Here is a 20,219-nt window from a genome sequence, read left to right as displayed (position 1 = left end):
TTGCTGGAAAGATCGCTCGATTTGACTGCCCATATCACCAATTTTCTTGGTTTTTATGAGTAAATCATACCTATTGAACGGGGTTTTCGAAACAAAAAGCGCCCTAAAGGGCTCAGTGCGTCCAAACTGTGCGGCGGTGTGTGGCAAAATTCTCGCCATAGCCACCCGCGCGAATATTGGCTTTTCGTGTCTTAGGCTCGGACACAACCGCTTCAATGCCGTTCTCTTGAGCATACTCAAGCGCTGCTTCTTTGCTGTCAAAGCGCAGCTTTACTTGCGATTGCGTATCGTTTGAGGACGTCCAGCCCATCAAAGGGTCTACTTCGCGGCGCGACGCAGGCGCAAATTCAAGCACCCAGCGCTTTGATTTTGCACTGCCAGATTGCATTGCGTTACGGGCGGGTTTGTAGATACGTGCACGCATGAGGCCAGCTCCTTTGACTTGCGCCCGTTTATCAAGGATTTGCCGCCGTCCCGCAAGATACAAAAGCAAGCAACCTTATGCTTTCTCCGCCAACGACAGCTGAGAAAGCCCCTCACTTGGCCTTGCAATTTGCCCTCGATCCATCAAGTTAGAAGACTGCACCAATCGCGAGCGCCCAGAATGCCCCACGTCCATACAGATGCCTCTCCCGCCCTGACAAACGCCCCCTCAGGTGATGTGCGCAGCCGTGAAAAGCTCGAAGGTGGAAAGCGTTTCGTAATGCACACCCCGTTTACCGCAGCAGGTGATCAGCCCCGCGCTATCGCGGAGCTGAGTGAAGGCATCAAGGACGGCGAGCGCAACCAAGTTCTGCTTGGCGCAACCGGGACTGGCAAGACATTCACAATGGCCAAAGTCATTGAAGAAACTCAACGCCCAGCGATCATCCTTGCCCCAAACAAAACCCTCGCAGCGCAGCTATATGGCGAAATGAAAGGCTTCTTCCCCGACAACGCAGTCGAATATTTCGTCAGCTTTTATGACTATTACCAGCCCGAAGCCTATGTCGCCCGCTCTGACACGTTCATCGAGAAAGAAAGTCAGATCAACGAACAGATCGACCGCATGCGCCACTCGGCCACGCGCGCTTTGCTTGAGCGCGACGATGTCATCATCGTGGCATCTGTCTCCTGCATATACGGGATTGGTTCTGTCGAAACCTACGGCGCAATGACACAAGACCTTGTCGTCGGCGAAAGCTATGACCAGCGCTCTGTCATGGCCGACCTCGTGGCGCAGCAATACAAGCGCAACGATGCTGGCTTTCAGCGTGGCTCCTTCCGTGTGCGCGGCGACAGCCTCGAGATATGGCCCGCTCACCTTGATGATCGCGCATGGAAACTCAGCTTCTTTGGCGAAGAGCTCGAGAGCATCCAAGAAATCGATCCGCTCACAGGCGAAAAAGCCGGCAGCATGGACAAAGTCCGCGTTTACGCGAATTCACACTACGTGACGCCCAAGCCAACGCTCCTTCAAGCCATCCAGCAAATCAAAAAAGAGCTGCGCGTGCGGCTGGATCAATTCACGAACGAAGGCAAGCTCCTCGAAGCGCAGCGCCTTGAGCAGCGGACCAATTTTGACCTTGAGATGATAGAGGCCCAAGGCTTCTGCAACGGGATCGAAAACTACTCGCGCTATCTTACGGGTCGCCTGACAGGTGAGCCGCCCCCCACTCTTTTCGAGTTTATCCCAGACAATGCAATCGTCTTTGCTGACGAAAGCCACGTTTCTGTACCCCAAATTGGCGGCATGTATAAGGGCGACTACCGCCGCAAGTTCACGCTTTCTGAGCATGGCTTCCGCCTGCCGTCTTGCATGGACAACCGCCCATTGAAGTTTGAGGAGTGGGACGCGATGCGCTCCCAATCCGTCTTTGTTTCGGCAACTCCGTCAAAATGGGAGCTTGAGCAGTCAGGCGGGGTCTTTGCCGAGCAAGTGATCCGCCCCACAGGGCTTTTGGACCCGATGATCGAGATACGCCCTGTTGAAACACAGGTGGACGACCTGCTGGATGAAGTAAAACGTGTGGCCGCCGCTGGCTACCGCGTGCTCTGCACCACCCTCACCAAGCGCATGGCTGAGGACTTGACCGAATACATGCATGAGCAAGGTGTGCGTGTGCGCTACATGCACTCTGAAATCGACACTCTCGAACGGATCGAAATCCTACGTGATCTGCGACTTGGCGCGTTCGATGTACTGATCGGGATCAACCTTCTCCGCGAGGGCCTCGATATTCCCGAATGCGGCCTTGTTGCCATTCTGGACGCCGACAAAGAGGGTTTTTTGCGCTCCGAAACGTCGCTCATCCAGACAATCGGTCGCGCCGCGCGCAACGCCGAGGGCCGCGTGATCATGTATGCCGACAAAATCACCGGCTCCATGGAGCGTGCCATGGGCGAGACAGACCGTCGCCGCGAAAAGCAGATTGCCTATAATATTGAACATGGGATCACACCCGAAACTGTGAAGAAGAACGTCGATGACATCCTCTCTGGCCTCTACCAAGGCGATGTCGACATGAACCGCGTCACCGCACAGATTGACACTGCCCTGCAAGGTAGCAACCTCAAAGCAATCCTCGACGGCCTGCGCACCGACATGCGCAAAGCCGCGGAAAATCTGGAGTTCGAAGAAGCCGCAAGGCTGCGCGACGAGGTGAAACGGCTCGAAGCCGTCGATTTGGCCGTCCACGATGACCCCTTGGCGCGCCAATCCGCCATCGAGGCCGCTGGCGCCGAAGCCACCAAAGCACGCGGCCGCTCAACGGCTGGCAAGCCAGGGCAACGGGGTGGAAATGTGAAACGTAGGGGGCGGTAGATGCGCACTGCAATCATGCTAGGCGCAGCCGTAGGGCCCAATGGATTGGCTTCGCCCACACTTGAGCGGCGCGCCAAACATGCCGCAGCGCTGTATCTGGATGTTCAGGTAGATCGAATTTTATTGACTGGTGGAATAGGCCAAAACCCACCTAGCGAAGCACATGTTGCCGCGCAGATATGCTACTCATGTGGGATCAATCCTTCAAACGTGCTATTGGAGGAAAACGCTTAAACAACTTTAGAAAATTTTGTCTGCGCATTAGACCAGCACCCCAGCATTCAATGGGATCAGCTCATAATCGTCACAGATAAATATCACGCTTTACGCGCCAGCATGACAGCGCGCGCTCTCCGTTTAAATTACAAAACAGACTGCCCTCCCCTTAAGGGCTCCAATCGCCGCAAGATTATCAAATCCTATCTACGCGAAATACCAGCGATCTTATTTTATGCGGTAAAACATCCACCAAAGTCTGAATCTGCGGGGACAAACGCCGCATTCAAATTGTTCGCATATGTATCCGAACCAGGTGTTCCGTCCTGACTTGACAAGACACCAAGCCCTGCTGCGAATTTTGGCGGCATCAAAAGCACACCATCTGTAACTACTTTATTCATGCGTTCCCTTTCTTCGTCCAATATTTATGGTCGAACACCATGTTTGAGCGACCGCTCACATGGCGAAAGGAACTATCAACGACTTATTAACACACACTCACTCGAGCGTGCGTTGTGCGAAGTTATAGTTTGATGAGATCGTACTTCGGCATTTCAGGCTTAGTAGTGGTAATTAGTTTTTGGTCAAAGCGGCCTTTACAAGTGCACCCGCTGCACCAAAATCAATTTGGCCCGTGTATTTGGATTTGAGGATACCCATGACTTTCCCCATGTCGCGAATGCTCTCGGCACCAGTATCAGCAATCGCTTGAGCAATCACAGCCTCGGTCTTCTCTGCGCTGAGTTGGCGAGGCAAAAACTCTTCAATGATCACAATCTCAGAAAGCTCGCGTTCTGAAAGATCAAGCCGGTTTCCTTCTTCATATACCCTAGCGCTCTCTTGGCGTTGCTTGACCATCTTTACTAAGATCGCAAGGACGTCCTCATCGCTTACTCTAGCATCATTACCATCACTTCTGGCAGCAATATCACGGTCCTTAATTGCAGCACTGATAAGGCGTAGCGTTGATAGTCGGTTACTATTTTTGTCTTTCATCGCTTGCTTTAGAGCAGCATTGATCTCGTCGCGCATCTGTTATTGGCCCTTGGCTTTGGTTGCATTGCAGCTAAATGACATTAACGAAATGCGAGGAGACTGACAACCGCTGCATGAGCCCTTGACCCTCGGTCCCACCAGACGTAGGACTACGCAAATTTACCAGACGGAGTGACTCACATGGCGCAGGCAACCCCCTCGCATCCAACCGCATGTCTAGCGCTTGCTGATGGAACAATTTTTTACGGCCACGGCTTTGGGGCAACAGGCCGATGCGTAGCAGAACTATGCTTCAACACTGCAATGACGGGTTATCAAGAGATAATGACGGACCCTTCATACGCTGGGCAGATCGTTACGTTCACCTTTCCTCACATCGGAAACACGGGAGTAAACGCCGAGGACGATGAAACAGAAGAGCCTGTTGCGGAAGGAATGATTGTAAAGTGGGATCCGACGTCGCCCAGCAGCTGGCGCTCCACTGAAACTCTGTCTAGCTGGCTTGCATCACGCAAGCGCATTGCAATCGGCGGCGTTGATACTCGGAGACTAACACGTGCGATCCGACAGCAGGGAGCACCGCACGTAGCGCTTGAGCACAGCGAAAGCGGAAATTTTGACACAGATGCTCTCGTTAAGGCTGCTCGTGATTTTGCAGGTTTGGAAGGCATGGACCTTGCAAAGCAGGTTACATGTTCACAATCCTACCGGTGGGACGAAATGCGCTGGGCTTGGCCTGAAGGCTACCAAACCCAAACCGAACCAAAGCATAAAGTCGTTGCGATTGACTACGGTGCAAAGCGCAACATTTTGCGGTGCCTCGCTTCCACTGGCTGCGAAGTGGTAGTGCTTCCAGCCGATGCGACTGCTCAAGACATTCTGGCCCACAATCCTGATGGCGTTTTCCTTTCAAATGGCCCTGGCGATCCTGCAGCGACAGGCGTCTACGCTGTTCCCATGATCAAGGAAATTCTTGAAACAACAGACCTACCAGTGTTCGGAATTTGTCTTGGCCACCAGATGCTTGCACTAGCTTTGGGTGGGAAAACGATAAAGATGAATCACGGTCATCATGGCGCAAACCACCCTGTAAAGGACTTAGAAACAGGCAAGGTCGAAATCACCTCGATGAACCACGGCTTTGCAGTAGATGCCCAATCTCTTCCCTCAGGCGTAAGACAAACTCATGTCTCATTGTTTGATGGTTCAAATTGTGGGATCGCTCTTGATGGAAGACCAGTCTACTCAGTTCAACACCATCCAGAAGCAAGCCCTGGTCCTCAAGACAGCTTTTATCTTTTTGAAAAGTTCGCAGATTACATGTCAAAGTCTTAACAGAGGTAGCTCACGTTAACCCACTGTTAAGACTTGATTAACATCAAGTTAACCAAGTTTGAATACTCTATGAACGTTAGTTTTGCGTTTTCAGAGTAATCAGTATGTACATCTCTAGACATCACGGATGTGAAGCCCCGTCGAGCTTTGGGCGTTTTCTAGTTTCGGCTGGATACATTTCCTCTCGAGAGCTTTTAGAGGCCCGCACCGAAAGCATGCGTCTTAATTGCTCGGTTATCAGCTCTCTTGAATCCACGGGTAGACTAAACAAAAACACACTTTCCCAAGCGAGTGCTCGTTTCTTAAAGCTTGGAATAGTCGATATCGTAAAGACACCCCCTGATCCAAGTCTAGCAACTCTATTTGACCCCGCTTTGCTTTTGCGTTTCGGGGTGCTGCCATGGCAAAAAGAAGCAGATAAAACTGTACTGCTCTGCGCAAACCACGAGAACTACAGCTCATTTCTCTCTCACGTCGATATCGATCCTAGTCAGTTTGAAATCGGCATCGCAAAGCATGACGCGATTTTCGAGTGGTTGATCCACTATCACAATGGAACCTTAGTCTCTCGGGCCTCCACGCGCGTATCCGAAAGCGAAAGCTGTCGAACATGGGAAGTGCACACGAGCCGGCGAAGGTTGGCGATGACACTGTTTGGAATATCGGCGCTCTTAATGTTGGTCGCGATATTCCCCCATGTCATCTTAGGGTTCTTTTCTATTTGGGCGATAGCAACCCTATTTATCTCAGCCATAATGCGCCTCTCAGCCTATGTCGCCGAAGTCTCTACCGAACCCGATGAAACACCGCCTCCGTGCCCTCAAGATCAACTGCCAACAATTTCGATACTAATCCCTTTATTTAAAGAGCGAGAAATAGTTTCAGATCTTCTGAAACGGCTGAGCACACTGAGCTATCCCAAGGCACTACTTGATATAAATCTGGTTGTAGAAGTAAACGATGCGCTCACTAAGTCTGCATTGGCAGACTACAAATTTCCACAATGGATGCAGGTCATTGAAGTTCCTGAAGGTGCGCCAAAGACGAAGCCACGAGCGATGAACTATGCTCTCGACTTCTGTAAGGGTGATGTTGTCGGCATTTGGGATGCAGAAGATTCACCAGCGCCCGACCAGCTAGAAGTGGTGGCAAGTCGCTTTCACGTAGCGGGAACAGATCTTGTCTGCTTACAGGGGGTATTGGACTACTATAACAGTAAACAAAACTGGCTGGCTCGGTGCTTCACAATTGAATACGCAGCTTGGTTTCGCTTGATTTTACCCGGGATGTCAAACCTTGGCCACGCAATACCGCTGGGTGGAACAACGCTATTTTTTAAGCGAGATGTTCTCGAAGCTTTAGGGGGCTGGGATGCTAACAATGTAACGGAAGATGCGGACCTAGGGTTCAGGCTTGCGCGGCACGGCTATCGCACAGATGTAATCCCAACGCGAACTGGGGAAGAGGCAAATTGTCGACTTTGGCCATGGGTTCGTCAACGTTCTCGTTGGCTCAAGGGGTACATGGTCACTTATCTTGTCCATATGAGAAAGCCATCAAAGCTGCTGAAACAGCTTGGTCCTTGGCGCTTTATTGGCTTTCAAGCACATTTCTTAACGGCATTGTCACAGTTCGTACTAGCCCCTGTATTGTGGAGTTTCTGGCTCGTTTTGTTTGGCCTTCCCCACCCTCTGGAAGCTTTCGTTTCTCACAATACTCTTGTTGTCTTAGGGCTCTCGTTTCTGGCTATGGAGCTAATTAACGCACTGGTAAACGCGACAGCTGTTTCAAAATCAGAGCTTCGGCACCTGTTCTTTTGGGTCCCAACCATGCATTTTTACTACCCACTAGGTGCACTCGCCGCATACAAGGCCTTGTTCGAGTTGTTTGTGAAGCCATTTTACTGGGACAAAACCCAGCATGGGCTTTCTGTCAAAAACGCACGCAGAGCAAAGTGTAACGATTCACCCGCTAGTTTTGGCGGCATCAAGTTTGAGTCGCGTAACAAAAGCTTTTGATATGTGGGCCTTCAGAGCTTCTCGTGCCTTCTCTTCATCGCGTGCTTCAATGGCTTTGACAATCATGTCATGTTCTTCAAGAGCCTTGGTGCTGCGTCCCTCTGCAGCGAGAGATGTTGTTGCCATAAGCGCCATAGATTGATGCACCAGATTGAGCTGTTGGACTAAAAACCTGTTGTGAGACGCTAAATGTATCTGCCTATGAAAACGACGATTGGCTTGTGCGAGCGCATTCGGGTCATCCAACAACAAACGGTCTTCTTCCATCATGTCGCGTAGTACTCGCATTTCTTCGTCCGTGGCGTGTCGGGCTGCCAGTTGAGCCGCCAAACCTTCAAGCTCCGCACGCACAGAATACAATTCGGCCATCTGGTTGTGGTCAAGAGAGGCAACAATCAGGCTACGCCCGTCACGGGTTAGCAAGGATTGCGTTTCTAGACGTTGCAATGCCTCACGGATTGGGGTGCGAGACACGCCAAAGCGTTCGGCCAGTTCGTTCTCGACCAACCTATCACCCGGACGGTACACCCCCCGATCAATCGCTTCCAAAATAAGACCGTATGCATCTTTTTGGTTCGGTTTTGGCTCTTTCATATCGCGTCCTTCTATCGTCAGTCTGGACTTACCTTGAAGTCACTAGGCTAACAACGCACCGCTTGCACATTAATTCAACCCTGCATAACACTACGTCGATGACACGCAAACTTTTCTCAAAAATAGATACTTGGGTCTTTGATCTTGATCAGACCCTGTACCCAGTCGAAATGGGGCTGTTTGATCAAATTGAGATTAAGATGACTAACTTCATCGTAAGAACACTCAAAGTATCGCAGATTGAAGCAAACGATTTGCGTGCAAAGTATTGGGGGAAATACGGAACGACACTCGCAGGATTAATGAAACATCACGCAGTGGAGCCAGAACCATATCTACGGGAGGTTCATGACATTTCGTTTGTTTCACTTGAGGCCGACCCTCTTTTAAGAGACCGCATTGCCAACCTTCCAGGACGCAAAATAGTGTATACCAACGGCAGCAAGCCATATGCTGAGAAAGTACTACAGGCCCGCGGACTAAATGCTTTGTTTGACGATATTTTTGGAATTGAACACGCAGACTATGCGCCAAAGCCAAATATAGAAGCGTATAGAATAGTTTTTCAAAAAGCCGGCTTAGTACCTGAAACATCTGCAATGTTTGAAGATGATTGCAGAAATCTTAAAATACCGCACTCGTTTGGTTTGCGTACTATTCACGTTGCACCAACTTCAAGCCCTGCTCCTCACATTATGCATCACACCGACGACATCTCAGCGTTCCTAGCAAAGCTGAGCTGAGATGTGTCCCACTGCGTCATTCTGCGCCTTTACCGCAGAAAAGCATCGCATAGATGTACTCCAACTATACCTTATGGAGTTCAGAATGACACAAGCCTCACAAATCGCCCACACTTGCACAATGACGGAGCGCCGCAATACACGCGTCATTCTCGCCATCACCTTTATCGCCTTGGTCACGTGGGGTTTAGCGATTGCCAAGTGGGGCCTACCAGCGCTGTTCTTACCTGCGGTTTGTCTTGTCCCGATACTGATGTTCTTGCTTGTGCTGATTTCACGCGGCTAGCGCACTTGGAAACCACCGCACCGCAAGCTATCGTAGGATAGGGTATAGGGAACGCTGAGATGTCGGTAAGTCAAACGGATGTGTGCGTCGCAGGAGGTGGCATAGCTGGGATGATCGCAGCTATTAGCTTCGCTTCGCTTGGATACAAAACCGTTTGTGTAGATCCGACCGCTCCCGTTACAAATAAGCTATGCCAAGATGCCGATATGCGCTCAACCGCATTTTTGCAGCCTGCGAGAAAGCTTCTCCTCGAAATAGGCCTATGGGAACACCTTCAGCCCTTTGCGTCACCATTGCAAATTATGCGAATTATTGACGCTGGGGGAGATAAGTCAGAACCACGCATAAGGTCTGAGTTCGACGCAAGCGATATCTCTGACCTACCATTTGGTTGGAATTTTCCAAACTGGCTGCTGCGGCGAGAATGCCTTATAAAAATTAGTGACCTAGAGAACATAACCTTTTTGACGGGCGTCGCAGTCGAAGGTGTTCTCACGCGACATGATTGCGCCAAAGTCGCACTATCTAATGGTGATAGCCTCGAAGCAAAGCTACTTATTGCTGCCGATGGGCGCAACTCAGCTGCAAGAAAGGCTGTCGGAATTGAGACAAAAACTGTTCGGTATGGTCAGCACGCGCTTGCATTCACCGTAACACATCCAATCCCACACAATAATGTTTCCACCGAGATTCACAGGTCAGGTGGCCCCTTCACTATGGTTCCATTGCCAGATCACGAAGGATCACCGGCCTCTGCAATCGTATGGATGGAGCGAAGTCCTGACGCTCTACGTCTTCAACAAATTTCAGTTAAAGACTTCGAGCAAGCGATGAATGAGCGCTCTTGCTTGTTGCTGGGGCCACTTTCACTGAACAGCCCAAGAACAGCTTGGCCCATTATCTCCCAATATGCCAAAGCGATGTCAGCCGAACGGACTGCTCTCGTAGCGGAAGCGGCCCATGTCGTCCCTCCGATCGGAGCACAAGGCCTAAACATGTCATTAAATGATATCAAATCGCTCTATGAGTTAGCCAAAGCCTCTCCCAGTGAGATCGGCGACAGTACGATGCTCACAAAATACCATAGCTCACGCCACCCCGACGTTCGCATGCGTTTTTTGGGAATTGATGCCCTGAACCGAGCATCGATGCTGTCTTCCAGACCGCTGCGCGATATCAGGGCACTAGGACTTAATCTAATTTACGGCTTTTCTCCACTGCGCAAATCCTTAATGAAAGTAGGCCTAGGCGCCAAAGACTAGAGAACCTTGTCTATGACCGTTTTCAGACGCGCTAACGTGCCGTCCACATCATATAGTTTGTCTAGGCCGAATAGGCCAAGACGGAAGGTCATAAAGCCTTCAGGCTCATCGCAAGCAAGAGGCACACCAGCTGCAATTTGCATGCCTTCCTCCGAAAACTTCTTACCATTCTGAATGTCCGGATCGTTGGTATAGCTTACAACAACCCCAGGCGCCCCAAATCCATCTGCGGCGACCGAATTAATGCCTTTCGCCTTTAACATCTCCCTAACGCCCTGCCCGAGAGCCCACTGTGCCTCTTCCAACTTGTCGAAGCCAAAATCACGTGTCTCAACCATTGTGTCACGGAAATTCACCAACGCATCCGTTGGCATCGTGGCATGATAGGCATGCCCGCCACCTTCATAGGCCTTCATGATTTCACGCCATTTTTTCAAATCAATTGCGAAGCTATCCGAAGTTGTCTTTTCAAGCCGTTCCACAGCTCTTTGCGACATCATCACAAGGCCTGCCGACGGGGCGGCTGACCAACCCTTCTGGGGCGCCGAAATTAGAACATCTACACCGGTCTTTTTCATATCGACCCACGCACAGCCAGATGCGATGCAATCAAGAATCATAAGTGCGCCGACATCGTGCGCGGCTTTGGCCATAGCGTTAATATAGTCATCGGGCAGTATAAGCCCCGCCGACGTTTCAACATGCGGCGCGAACACAACATCTGGTTTTGTATCTTGAATGGCAGCGACAACGTCTTCGATCGGAGCAGGTGCAAAGGGTGTTTGCGCGCCATTTCCAGTCTGACGGGCTTTATAGACACTTACCTCAGAAGCAAACTTGCCAGCGTCAAAGATTTGGCTCCAACGGTAGGAAAACCAACCATTACGGACGACAAGTGCATGCGCTGAAGCTCCGAATTGGCGTGCAACAGCCTCCATTGCAAATGTACCTCCGCCTGGGACCAGCGCAACGGCATCAGCAGCATAAACATCTTTAAGCATTGCCGAGATATCTGTCATGACACCTCTAAAGCGAGCGCTCATATGATTTAGCGAGCGGTCGGTAAAAACCACTGAAAATTCATCGAGTCCTTCAGGGTCAACTGTTTTGAGCAATGCCATATTGGCCTCCAATTTTGAAGCTTCTCAGCCTTCTTAGCAACAAGGCACCACCCCGACCAGCCTGTTCTGTGTCCTATAGCGGACCGTATCTATACTCTTCACTCAAAAGAACATTTGCTTCCACTTGGCCTGCGCCTGGAAGAGTCATAATACGGCGCCTTAACACTCGTTCAAAATCGGGTATATCACGTGCGACAACTTTGAGCCGATAATCGTAAAGCCCAAGAACATGCTCCACACTGACGACTTCAGGAATGGCTGAAACTGCTCGTTCAAAATCCTCGAGACTGACCCGCCCCTTAGTCGCAAGCTTCACCCCAAGAAACACCATAACGCCTAAGCCAAGTTTTTCACGATCAAGTCGCAACCGCCTCCCAACAATCGCACCGTTGTCCTTGAGGCGCTTGATGCGTCGCCAAACAGCTGGTTGAGACAACCCCAACTCTTCCCCGAGAGACTTGCTGCTCTTGCTTGCGTCACGAACCAAAGCGCGCAGAATTTTTCGATCTATCTCGTCTACCTCAATCATACTGGCAAAGCCTCATGAGACTTTATCCTAGCGACATGCATAAGCGCTTCGATATCCGCTATATGCGGGAGCGAAAGAATACGTGAGCGATAAACTTCCTGATAGTGCGTCATGTCTCGTGCGATCACCAAAAGGCGAACATCGACTCTCCCCAAGAACGTCTGAATTTCCAAAACTTCAGGAACCGTGCGCGCCTTCGCCAAAAACTCATCAAATGCTGTTGTTTGGGTCTTATCAAGCGTAATGCGCAGGCTGACCTCCACCGCAAAACCAAGCGCCTGCCAATCAACGACGATTTCTTGGCCAAGAATTACACCGCTACTTTCCAACTTTTCAAGCCGACGCCAGCAACTCGCTGTTGTTAAAGAACAGCGGTCAGCAAGTTCAGCGATCGACACATCGGGCGCTGCTTGAAATTGCCTTAGGATACGGCGATCCACATCATCAAGCATAAAAAATCCGTAAATTAAGAAATTAAAACATAAATATATTAAAAATAGACAATTTTCAATCGAATCTGGCAGCCCGATCAATTCGGGTGTAGGTAAGCTCGACCTAATATTTTCTAAGCACAAAAGGAACACACCATGCGCGTTTACTACGACCGCGATTGCGACATTAATCTCATCAAAGATATGAAAGTAGCCATCCTTGGTTACGGTTCACAAGGTCACGCCCATGCGCTGAACCTGCGTGACAGCGGCGCCAAAAACCTTGTTGTTGCCCTGCGCGAAGGCTCTGCCTCAGCAAAAAAAGCTGAAGGTGAAGGCCTCAAAGTTATGGGGATTGCTGAAGCTGCCGCTTGGTGTGACGTAATCATGTTCACAATGCCTGATGAGCTTCAGGCCGAAACTTACAAGAAATACGTCCACGACAACATCAAGCCAGGTGCGGCGATTGCCTTTGCTCACGGCCTCAATGTCCATTTCGGCCTGATTGAGCCGAAAGAAGGCGTAGACGTTATCATGATGGCACCTAAAGGCCCAGGCCACACTGTGCGTGGTGAATATACCAAAGGCGGCGGAGTTCCATGCCTTGTTGCCATTGACAACGACGCCTCAGGAAAAGCTCTCGAGATTGGCCTATCATATTGCTCCGCCATCGGCGGGGGCCGCTCAGGCATCATCGAAACGAACTTCCGTGAAGAATGCGAAACAGACCTGTTTGGTGAGCAGGCAGTTTTGTGCGGCGGTCTTGTAGAATTGATCCGTTGTGGTTTTGAAACACTTGTTGAAGCTGGCTATGCGCCTGAGATGGCCTACTTTGAATGCTTGCACGAAGTGAAACTGATCGTAGACTTGATCTATGAAGGTGGCATCGCCAACATGGACTACTCGATCTCAAACACTGCTGAATATGGTCAGTATGTCACTGGTCCGCGGATCCTGAAATACGACGAAACCAAAGCTCGCATGAAAGCTGTTCTAGAAGACATCCAGCAAGGTAAATTTGTTCGTGACTTCATGCTTGAAAATGCCGTTGGGCAGCCAACGATCAAAGCATCACGTCGTGCCAACGACGAGCACATGATCGAAGAAACAGGAGCGAAATTGCGCGGCATGATGCCCTGGATTTCGGCTGGGAAAATGGTCGATAAAGAAAAGAACTAAAGGGTGCAAATCCTACCATCGAAAAAGGCGCCCATTGCGGCGCCTTTTTTGCTCTAAACACTTAGACAGTGCGATGCGCATCCACCAAGAGCCGCGTGATCTGCCCGAAAAGGAAAAGAATGTCAGACAGCCCAAACATTACGGCCACCAGCTGGCTTTCAATTTTGCTTCTAGGCTTTGTTTGGGGTGGAACATTTTTAGTAATCGAGCTGGCGTTGCAAACAATGACACCCTTCTGGATTGCTGCGGCGCGCATCGCGTTCGCGACGCTCTTGACGCTTGTCGTTTGGAGCATTTTGGGTCGAAAGCTTTGGCTGAGCTCTTGTCAAGCATGGGGCTCCCTCATAATTGTCGGGATAGCCTCCTCTGCACTTCCCTTCATGTTACTAAGTTGGGGGTTACAATATGTAACCTCGGGCTTCGCAGGTGTTTCGATGGCTGCTGTCGCACTCCTGGTTCTTCCATTGTCCCATTTTTTGGTTGCTGGCGAGCGAATGACACTAAGAAAAACTCTTGGGCTGACAGTCGGTTTTTGCGGAGTGGTTATCTTAATCGGTGGAAACGCGTTTACATCTACTGGCTCGGAACTAGAAACACTTGGGCGTCTTGCCTGCTTAGGAGCTGCCGCGTGCTATGCAGTAAGCTCAATTGTAATGCGCCGTCTGCCAGCAGTGGATCCGATAGGTCTTGCCGCAGTCCCTCTTGTCTTTGGTTCATTGGTTGTCATACCTGTCGCATATGCGAGCGAAGGTTTGCCTGAATTACCTGACAGCCAAACTCTTCTGATATTAGCCTTTCTGGGCCTCATTCCAACAGCTGGTGCAAATTTTTTGCGTGTTTGGGTAATCCGAACAGCGGGCCCTGTGTTTATGAGCCTAACAAACTATCAGGTTCCAATTTGGTCGGTTCTTTTGGGAGCCTTAGTCCTGTCAGAGGCTTTACCCAGCAGTCTAATTTTGTCCCTCACGCTTATCTTACTTGGCGTTGGCTTGACACAATATGGCCCTCTGACTCGGCTCTTTAGTCGCTCCTAGAGTACGGCCTCAACTGCCGATACGATCGCATCAACAGATTGATGAAGCAGCCCTTCATCTTCGCACTCTGCCATAACACGAACCAACGGCTCGGTGCCTGATTTGCGTATCAAAAGACGTCCGCGGCCAGCAAGTGCACTTTCCACACGCAATATCTCCGTTTGAACTGATTCATCATCAAGAGGTGTCTGACCCTTTTCAAACCGAACGTTTTTTAACAATTGCGGTACTGGCTCAAAAACATTCGCCAGCTCAGACGCGCGGAGACCAGACTGTACCAATGCCGCAAGAAATTGGAGCGCAGCCATCAAGCCATCACCCGTCGTAGCATAATCAGTCATCACGATATGACCTGATTGCTCGCCTCCAAGATTAAACCCGCCTCTACGCATGCGTTCCACAACGTACCTATCACCTACATTTGTCCGCTCAAGCCCAATGCCTTCACCACCTAGAAACTGCTCAAGGCCTAAATTTGACATTACGGTCGCGACCAAAGAATTGCCTTTCAGGCGACCCTCGCGCGCCCATCGAGAGGCAAAAAGTGCCATAATTTGATCGCCATCAGCCACTGCACCTGTTTCATCAATTAGGAGCACACGATCAGCATCTCCATCGAGGCAAATGCCCAAATCAGCGCCATTAGAAACAACAGCCTCAGCTGCCATACGCGGCTGCGTTGAACCGCAATTTTGGTTGATGTTGAAACCGTTTGGAGACGTGCCGACCGTAATAACTTCGGCGCCCAGCTCCCAAAGAACCTCCGGTGCAGCCTTATAAGCCGCGCCATGAGCACAATCGATGACAACCTTTATGCCATCCAGCCGCATACCGTTGGGGAAAGTCGACTTAACTCTTTCAATATACCGAAAAAGCCCATCATCAATTCGCTTGGCCCGTCCAATATTGCGTGATTGAGCAGGCTCTACGCCAGCTTGCACCAATGCTTCTATTTCGAGTTCAGCCTCATCAGAGAGCTTAAAACCATCTGGCCCAAAAAACTTTATTCCATTGTCGACAGCAGGGTTGTGGCTAGCAGAAATCATCACACCCAAGTCAGCGCGCATCGAGGTTGTCAGTAGGCCAACAGCAGGCGTCGGAATTGGTCCAAGCAACAATACGTTCATGCCTGTGCTCGTCAGGCCCGCCGTTAGAGCGCTTTCAAACATGTAGCCAGAGAGACGCGTATCTTTACCAATCACCACCCGATGCGCGACTGAACTGTCTTTGCGAAAGTAACGACCGACAGCGGCGCCTATTTTCAGAGCCATCTCAGCAGTCATCGGGTAAGTGTTTGCCGTTCCGCGCACACCATCTGTTCCAAAAAGCTCTCGTGTCATCGTAAATTTCCTTTTATGACTGCCAACCAAAGTTGCAGTGCCTGCTTCGTCTCAAAAACATCATGTACACGGAGCAGCTGTACCCCTTGGGAGACACCTGCCAAAGCTAAAGCAACGGAACCAGGCATGCGTGCACTAGGTTCTTCACCGCCACCAATCGTGCGAATAAAGCCCTTGCGTGATACGCCCAACAATATGGCACAACCGAGCCCATGAAAAATGCTCAAGTTAGACATCAAGGAAAGATTATGCTCGATCTTTTTTCCAAACCCAATTCCCGGGTCAATGACAATACGTTCACGTGCTATCCCAGCCGCAACCAAAGCATCCACTCTCGCTTCGAGAAAATCATACACATCGAAAATTACATTTTCATAAATAGGGTTGTTTTGCATCGTCTCAGGCTCACCTTGCGAATGCATCACAAAAACTGGCAGATCGTTTGATGCGCAAAAAGGACCGAGTGCGGAGTCAAACGTAAAGCCAGACACGTCATTCACCATGTTTGCACCGGCATCATAGGCCGCCTCAGCAACTGCTGCCTTGCGTGTGTCGATGGAGATCGGCACATCCAAAATACCTCTGAGAGCCTGGATCACAGGCGCAGTCCGCGCGATTTCAGCTTCTCTTGGAACCTCTACCGCACCAGGTCGAGTACTTTCGCCACCAACATCAATAATGTCAGCACCCGCTTCGACCATATCTTTCGCATGCAAAAGAGACATTGCAGCGCCATTGAAGCGCCCACCATCGCTGAAACTATCTGGCGTTACGTTCAAAATTCCCATGAGCCTCGGGGTTTCAAATGTTAGCCCACAAATTTCTTTCCGCGCTGCCGTAAGTCTCGCCAACACGTCATCTGGTAGCCTCGATGCTGGAACAAAAACGGACGGCTTGTTCCGTTCAAGCAATTCGACAGTCGTAAACCAACAGATACCACCAGCAAGAGGCAAAGCGCCTTGAGGCCGTTGAGAGCCTGTTTGAACCAATGGCCGATAATAGTATATGCTCATTTTCTATCTCTACACAAACCCACTAACTCGATCTAGGCTTACAGCTCGACTTCGGTCACTTTTCGCAAGTCAACTTTCATAGAAGAATTCACAGGGTTCACAATTTCACCAACGGCAATAAAACGCTCGGCTTCCATTTCTTGCGCAAACCACAGCGCAAGATCGAGAGCATCACTCACATCGCTCGAGGGTCCGTCTACCGCATCAAGAACAATCTTTGATGGAGCCCAAACACTCACTTGAGCGTTTTTCATAGCCCAATCAAGTTCTGTTCTTGTCTCCACAACGACACAACGTGTTTCATTGGCTGCTAAGACCCACGCATTCTGCTCGATCGCCAACAGTTCTATCCTACGCTGCGCCAAAGCTGCTTGGGCTTTTGGTGTCGCAACTTGAGGCGCACCAACACAAATGAGAGTAGGCGTATGAGTTGCTTCAAGTTGATCAATCCACCCTTTCAAATGAGCAGATCCAATTGCCTCATTGGTCATAAAAATAACTGTCGGTCTTACAATTGTCTCTTCTGAGCAAACAACATTCTGCTTGGACTTTGAGCGTACAATTTCAACACCGAGCGCTCCAGAACCACGATCGAGCTTCTCAATTCGTACAAAAGTGCGCTGTGCTTGAGGTTCCCATAGAATACGCTCGGCGACACGGTCCGCTAACGTTTCAAGAAGATTTAGGCGTTCTTCTCTAAGCGCAATTGTGATCGCTTCAGTGACCTTGTCATAAGACAGTATCTTATCGACATCATCGTCAACATCATCACTTGTTGGCAAAACCTCAACCACGACATTAAAGCTAATTCGCTGCGTCGCTCCACGCTCGGCTTGGAACGCGCCGATTTCGACATCAACAATATGATCTCGTAGCGAAATACGGTCCAAAGGCGAATCGAGCAAAGTCGCCCGAGACCGCGCGTCAGGATGATCAAAAGCTTGTGCTATTTCGCTACTCACTGTGCTGGGCTCCCCAAATTAGGCTTGTCCCGCCTATACACTGCACAGACGTCAGGTAAACCCCAAGCGAACACACATAACCGCTTAGCATCGCGTCAGTTGCTGGAAATGCGTTTGGGCTGCTTGTAAAAATGATGATACCCAATCGTTGCGGTCCGAGGGAATTTACTCGCCCAACGTGGATTAACTGACTTCGTATGATAGTGCGTAGCGCCCTTCGTTAAGGGGCGCTCTGCCCCTTTTGCCATCACTTTGGCAATTTTTCCTACGCGCTCAAAAGCCTTTGGCTCTGAAATAATTTCTGCATTGCCATCACACGTGTAAGTGAACTGACAAGCATATTTTCGCCCTGTTCCTTGGTGAACCACCCCACAAATAGTATCAGGATATCGAGCGCTTTTCACACGGTTCATGATAACTTCGGCAACGGCAAACTGCCCTTTCACACTCTCACCACGCGCCTCAAAATACAGTGCTTCTGCAAGGCAACGCCATTCTTTGCCACCACTTGCTCGAGGCTGATTGGAGAGCCACTCGTGAGTATAGTTAACTCCTCCGTAGGAGGCTTTGGCTTCGTTTGATCTTTCTAGAAGAGTTGCCAAACGATCTTGAGGAATAGCATTTAGTGATTTTTGCTCTCTATCAAACAAGCGCTTAATCGAAACATCAGCCGCAGCAGGGAGACCTAAAAAGGCACCCAAAGCAATAGCACAGATAAGCCTCAGCATCCGTAGGCCTCCTAATAATATCATAGTCTCATGAAAGACCGGCTGATCTTTAAGCAGTTTGCAACAATGACGCAAGTTCACTGGCTCACGCGCGGCATCGTGATGTTGCGGATTTACGCCGATCACAAAAACCAACCAGTCATTTAGCGTTTGAGTGGAAAGTGCCTACCCTATCTTGTCCCGCAACGCGAGCTGCGCTGCAGCCAATCGAGCGACAGGCACGCGAAACGGTGAACAAGAAACATAATTGAAGCCCGCGTTTCTACAGAAAGCAATCGACTCAGGGTTTCCCCCGTGTTCCCCGCAAATAGAAAGAACAAGGTCAGGCTCTGCTTTACGTCCTCTTGTCGCTCCAATTTCGAGAAGCTCACCGACACCTTCAATATCCAACGTGTGGAACGGATCTTCTGGATAAACTCCCTGCTGAACGTAAGTAGACATAAATCGCCCGGCATCATCTCGCGACAATCCATAAGTCATTTGAGTAAGATCGTTTGTTCCAAAACTTAGAAAGGAAACATATGGGGCGATTTCTTCTGCTCTCAGAGCTGCTCGCGGCGTCTCAACCATCACACCCAAACGAAACTCGAAATCCTCGCCTGTTTCGGTACGCACGGCGGCAGCCACAGCATCAATGCGTGTTTTGACAAGTTCAACCTCGCGCATCGCAGACACCAGGGGAATCATTATTTCTGGTACGACTGGATCGCCATCTCGACTGGCGGCGATCGTTGCCTCAAAAATGGCTCGCGCTTGCATATCGTAAATTTCTGGAACGGTCACACCCAAACGGACCCCACGCATACCAAGCATAGGATTGTACTCGCCGAGAGCTTCAACACGGCGCGTCACATCAGACAAAGGTAGGTCCAAAGCTTCGGCGAGCTCTCTGCACCCAACTTTATCATGGGGCAAAAATTCGTGGAGTGGAGGATCAAGCAATCGAATACATACAGGTTTTCCCTGCATGATACGAAACAGCTCGGTGAAATCATCGCGCTGCATTGGCAAAAGACGTTCGAGCGCAGCGCGACGGTCTTGTGGCTTATCCGCAAAGATCATTTCCCGCATCGGTGTCAAACGATCGGCTTCAAAAAACATATGTTCTGTTCGGCAGAGGCCAATACCTTCCGCACCAAAATTGCGAGCAGTTATCGCATCATTTGGTGTATCTGCGTTCGCCCGCACTCCAATATCACGTACCGCGTCAGACCAATCCATTAACTCTAGAAAAGCATCATCATGAGTCGCCTCGAGCATAGCGGGTTCGCCAACCAATACATCTCCAGAGGTCCCATCAACCGTTATAGTGTCCCCTTCTTTAAACACGCGGCCATCCGAAGATGTCAGTGTCTTTTTTTGAAGGTTGAACACCAGGCTTGACGCTCCAACAACGCAAGGGAGCCCCATACCACGTCCAATAACTGCCGCGTGGCTTGTCATCCCGCCCCGCTCTGTCAGCACTGCGACTGCAACATGCATTCCCCGGATATCTTCAGGTGATGTTTCCCGACGCACCAAGACACAAGGCTCGGCTCTTGCGGCGCTGGCCTGTGCTTCGGAAGACGTAAAGACAATACGGCCAGTTGCGGCTCCTGGACTTGCTGCAACTCCTGTTGCGATACG

The 20,219-nt window shown here is 50.2% G+C and carries 21 protein-coding genes; 9 read left to right on the top strand and 12 right to left on the bottom strand.

Annotation, left to right across the window (positions count from 1 at the left end):
• Window positions 1-112: 112 nt before the first annotated feature.
• Window positions 113-424 (bottom strand): ETC complex I subunit, encoded by a 312-nt coding sequence (locus tag P8O11_RS10595; protein WP_273499535.1) that lies wholly within the window; start codon window positions 422-424, stop codon window positions 113-115.
• A gap of 180 nt (window positions 425-604) precedes the next feature.
• On the opposite strand from P8O11_RS10595, the gene uvrB reads away from it, so the two are divergent.
• Window positions 605-2,803 (top strand): excinuclease ABC subunit UvrB, encoded by a 2,199-nt coding sequence (uvrB, locus tag P8O11_RS10590; protein WP_300294075.1) that lies wholly within the window; start codon window positions 605-607, stop codon window positions 2,801-2,803.
• Window positions 2,804-3,037 carry a YdcF family protein gene (locus P8O11_RS13780; protein WP_367186873.1) on the top strand — a complete coding sequence of 78 codons (234 nt, stop codon included), beginning with the start codon at window positions 2,804-2,806 and terminating at the stop codon, window positions 3,035-3,037.
• Window positions 3,038-3,252: 215 nt separating this feature from the next.
• Here P8O11_RS13780 and P8O11_RS10585 read toward each other — a convergent pair whose 3' ends face one another.
• Together P8O11_RS10585 and P8O11_RS10580 are read right to left on the bottom strand one after the other, a co-directional pair.
• Complete coding sequence (locus tag P8O11_RS10585; RefSeq protein ID WP_300294096.1) at window positions 3,253-3,423, bottom strand: hypothetical protein; 171 nt, start codon at window positions 3,421-3,423, stop codon at window positions 3,253-3,255.
• A gap of 172 nt (window positions 3,424-3,595) precedes the next feature.
• Window positions 3,596-4,054: a GatB/YqeY domain-containing protein gene (locus P8O11_RS10580; protein ID WP_273486185.1), complete on the bottom strand. Its 459-nt coding sequence runs from the start codon at window positions 4,052-4,054 to the stop codon at window positions 3,596-3,598.
• A gap of 144 nt (window positions 4,055-4,198) precedes the next feature.
• On the opposite strand from P8O11_RS10580, the gene carA reads away from it, so the two are divergent.
• Window positions 4,199-5,353 (top strand): glutamine-hydrolyzing carbamoyl-phosphate synthase small subunit, encoded by a 1,155-nt coding sequence (gene carA / locus P8O11_RS10575; protein ID WP_300294074.1) that lies wholly within the window; start codon window positions 4,199-4,201, stop codon window positions 5,351-5,353.
• A 215-nt stretch (window positions 5,354-5,568) separates the two neighbouring features.
• Window positions 5,569-7,371: a glycosyltransferase family 2 protein gene (locus P8O11_RS10570; RefSeq protein WP_367186872.1), complete on the top strand. Its 1,803-nt coding sequence runs from the start codon at window positions 5,569-5,571 to the stop codon at window positions 7,369-7,371.
• On the opposite strand, the gene P8O11_RS10565 is transcribed toward P8O11_RS10570, so the two are convergent.
• Window positions 7,318-7,965, bottom strand: a complete 648-nt coding sequence (locus tag P8O11_RS10565; protein WP_089887895.1) for a GntR family transcriptional regulator — start codon at window positions 7,963-7,965, stop codon at window positions 7,318-7,320. The two genes, P8O11_RS10570 and P8O11_RS10565, sit on opposite strands and share 54 nt — an antisense overlap.
• 98 nt (window positions 7,966-8,063) lie before the next feature.
• Here P8O11_RS10565 and P8O11_RS10560 point away from each other — a divergent pair, with 98 nt between their 5' ends.
• The 3 genes from P8O11_RS10560 to P8O11_RS10550 all read left to right on the top strand — a co-directional run bounded on the left by P8O11_RS10560 (window position 8,064) and on the right by P8O11_RS10550 (window position 10,256).
• Window positions 8,064-8,708: a pyrimidine 5'-nucleotidase gene (locus tag P8O11_RS10560; protein WP_300294072.1), complete on the top strand. Its 645-nt coding sequence runs from the start codon at window positions 8,064-8,066 to the stop codon at window positions 8,706-8,708.
• Between the two features lie 85 nt (window positions 8,709-8,793).
• Window positions 8,794-8,994 (top strand): hypothetical protein, encoded by a 201-nt coding sequence (locus P8O11_RS10555; protein WP_300294071.1) that lies wholly within the window; start codon window positions 8,794-8,796, stop codon window positions 8,992-8,994.
• A gap of 59 nt (window positions 8,995-9,053) precedes the next feature.
• Window positions 9,054-10,256, top strand: a complete 1,203-nt coding sequence (locus P8O11_RS10550; protein ID WP_300294070.1) for a UbiH/UbiF family hydroxylase — start codon at window positions 9,054-9,056, stop codon at window positions 10,254-10,256.
• On the opposite strand, the gene P8O11_RS10545 is transcribed toward P8O11_RS10550, so the two are convergent.
• The 3 genes from P8O11_RS10545 to P8O11_RS10535 all read right to left on the bottom strand — a co-directional run bounded on the left by P8O11_RS10545 (window position 10,253) and on the right by P8O11_RS10535 (window position 12,358).
• Window positions 10,253-11,377: an aminotransferase class V-fold PLP-dependent enzyme gene (locus tag P8O11_RS10545; RefSeq protein WP_300294069.1), complete on the bottom strand. Its 1,125-nt coding sequence runs from the start codon at window positions 11,375-11,377 to the stop codon at window positions 10,253-10,255. The two genes, P8O11_RS10550 and P8O11_RS10545, sit on opposite strands and share 4 nt — an antisense overlap.
• Before the next feature lie 73 nt (window positions 11,378-11,450).
• The gene (locus P8O11_RS10540) at window positions 11,451-11,906 is read right to left on the bottom strand and encodes an Lrp/AsnC family transcriptional regulator (protein ID WP_300294068.1); all 456 of its coding nucleotides are present in this window, start codon (window positions 11,904-11,906) and stop codon (window positions 11,451-11,453) included.
• Complete coding sequence (locus P8O11_RS10535) at window positions 11,903-12,358, bottom strand: Lrp/AsnC family transcriptional regulator (RefSeq protein WP_300294067.1); 456 nt, start codon at window positions 12,356-12,358, stop codon at window positions 11,903-11,905. Before P8O11_RS10535 ends, P8O11_RS10540 begins: the two co-directional genes overlap by 4 nt.
• 135 nt (window positions 12,359-12,493) lie before the next feature.
• Between P8O11_RS10535 and ilvC the strand changes: the two genes are divergently transcribed.
• Together ilvC and P8O11_RS10525 are read left to right on the top strand one after the other, a co-directional pair.
• A complete protein-coding gene (ilvC, locus tag P8O11_RS10530) occupies window positions 12,494-13,516 on the top strand; it encodes a ketol-acid reductoisomerase (protein ID WP_089887882.1) in 1,023 nt (340 codons plus the stop codon).
• Window positions 13,517-13,635: 119 nt separating this feature from the next.
• Window positions 13,636-14,550, top strand: coding sequence for a DMT family transporter (locus P8O11_RS10525; RefSeq protein ID WP_300294066.1), 915 nt, complete (start codon window positions 13,636-13,638; stop codon window positions 14,548-14,550).
• On the opposite strand, the gene glmM is transcribed toward P8O11_RS10525, so the two are convergent.
• The 5 genes from glmM to P8O11_RS10500 form a co-directional block, all read right to left on the bottom strand.
• Complete coding sequence (glmM, locus tag P8O11_RS10520) at window positions 14,547-15,890, bottom strand: phosphoglucosamine mutase (protein ID WP_300294065.1); 1,344 nt, start codon at window positions 15,888-15,890, stop codon at window positions 14,547-14,549. The genes P8O11_RS10525 and glmM overlap by 4 nt on opposite strands.
• Window positions 15,887-16,897: a dihydropteroate synthase gene (folP, locus tag P8O11_RS10515; protein WP_300294095.1), complete on the bottom strand. Its 1,011-nt coding sequence runs from the start codon at window positions 16,895-16,897 to the stop codon at window positions 15,887-15,889. The genes glmM and folP overlap by 4 nt, the downstream gene beginning before the upstream one ends.
• A gap of 44 nt (window positions 16,898-16,941) precedes the next feature.
• Window positions 16,942-17,865, bottom strand: a complete 924-nt coding sequence (locus P8O11_RS10510) for a dihydroneopterin aldolase (RefSeq protein ID WP_300294064.1) — start codon at window positions 17,863-17,865, stop codon at window positions 16,942-16,944.
• Between the two features lie 95 nt (window positions 17,866-17,960).
• Window positions 17,961-18,593: a cell wall hydrolase gene (locus P8O11_RS10505; RefSeq protein WP_300294062.1), complete on the bottom strand. Its 633-nt coding sequence runs from the start codon at window positions 18,591-18,593 to the stop codon at window positions 17,961-17,963.
• A 165-nt stretch (window positions 18,594-18,758) separates the two neighbouring features.
• Window positions 18,759-20,219, bottom strand: a 1,461-nt coding sequence (locus P8O11_RS10500; protein WP_300294061.1) for a putative PEP-binding protein, incomplete at its 5' end; no start/stop codon positions are given.

The sequence above is a fragment of the Lentibacter sp. genome (genome assembly GCF_029254145.1).
In the GTDB taxonomy this organism is placed as follows: Bacteria; Pseudomonadota; Alphaproteobacteria; order Rhodobacterales; family Rhodobacteraceae; genus Lentibacter.
The sequence above is the reverse complement of the archived record's forward strand: the minus strand, read 5'-3'. Positions and strand labels throughout refer to the sequence as shown.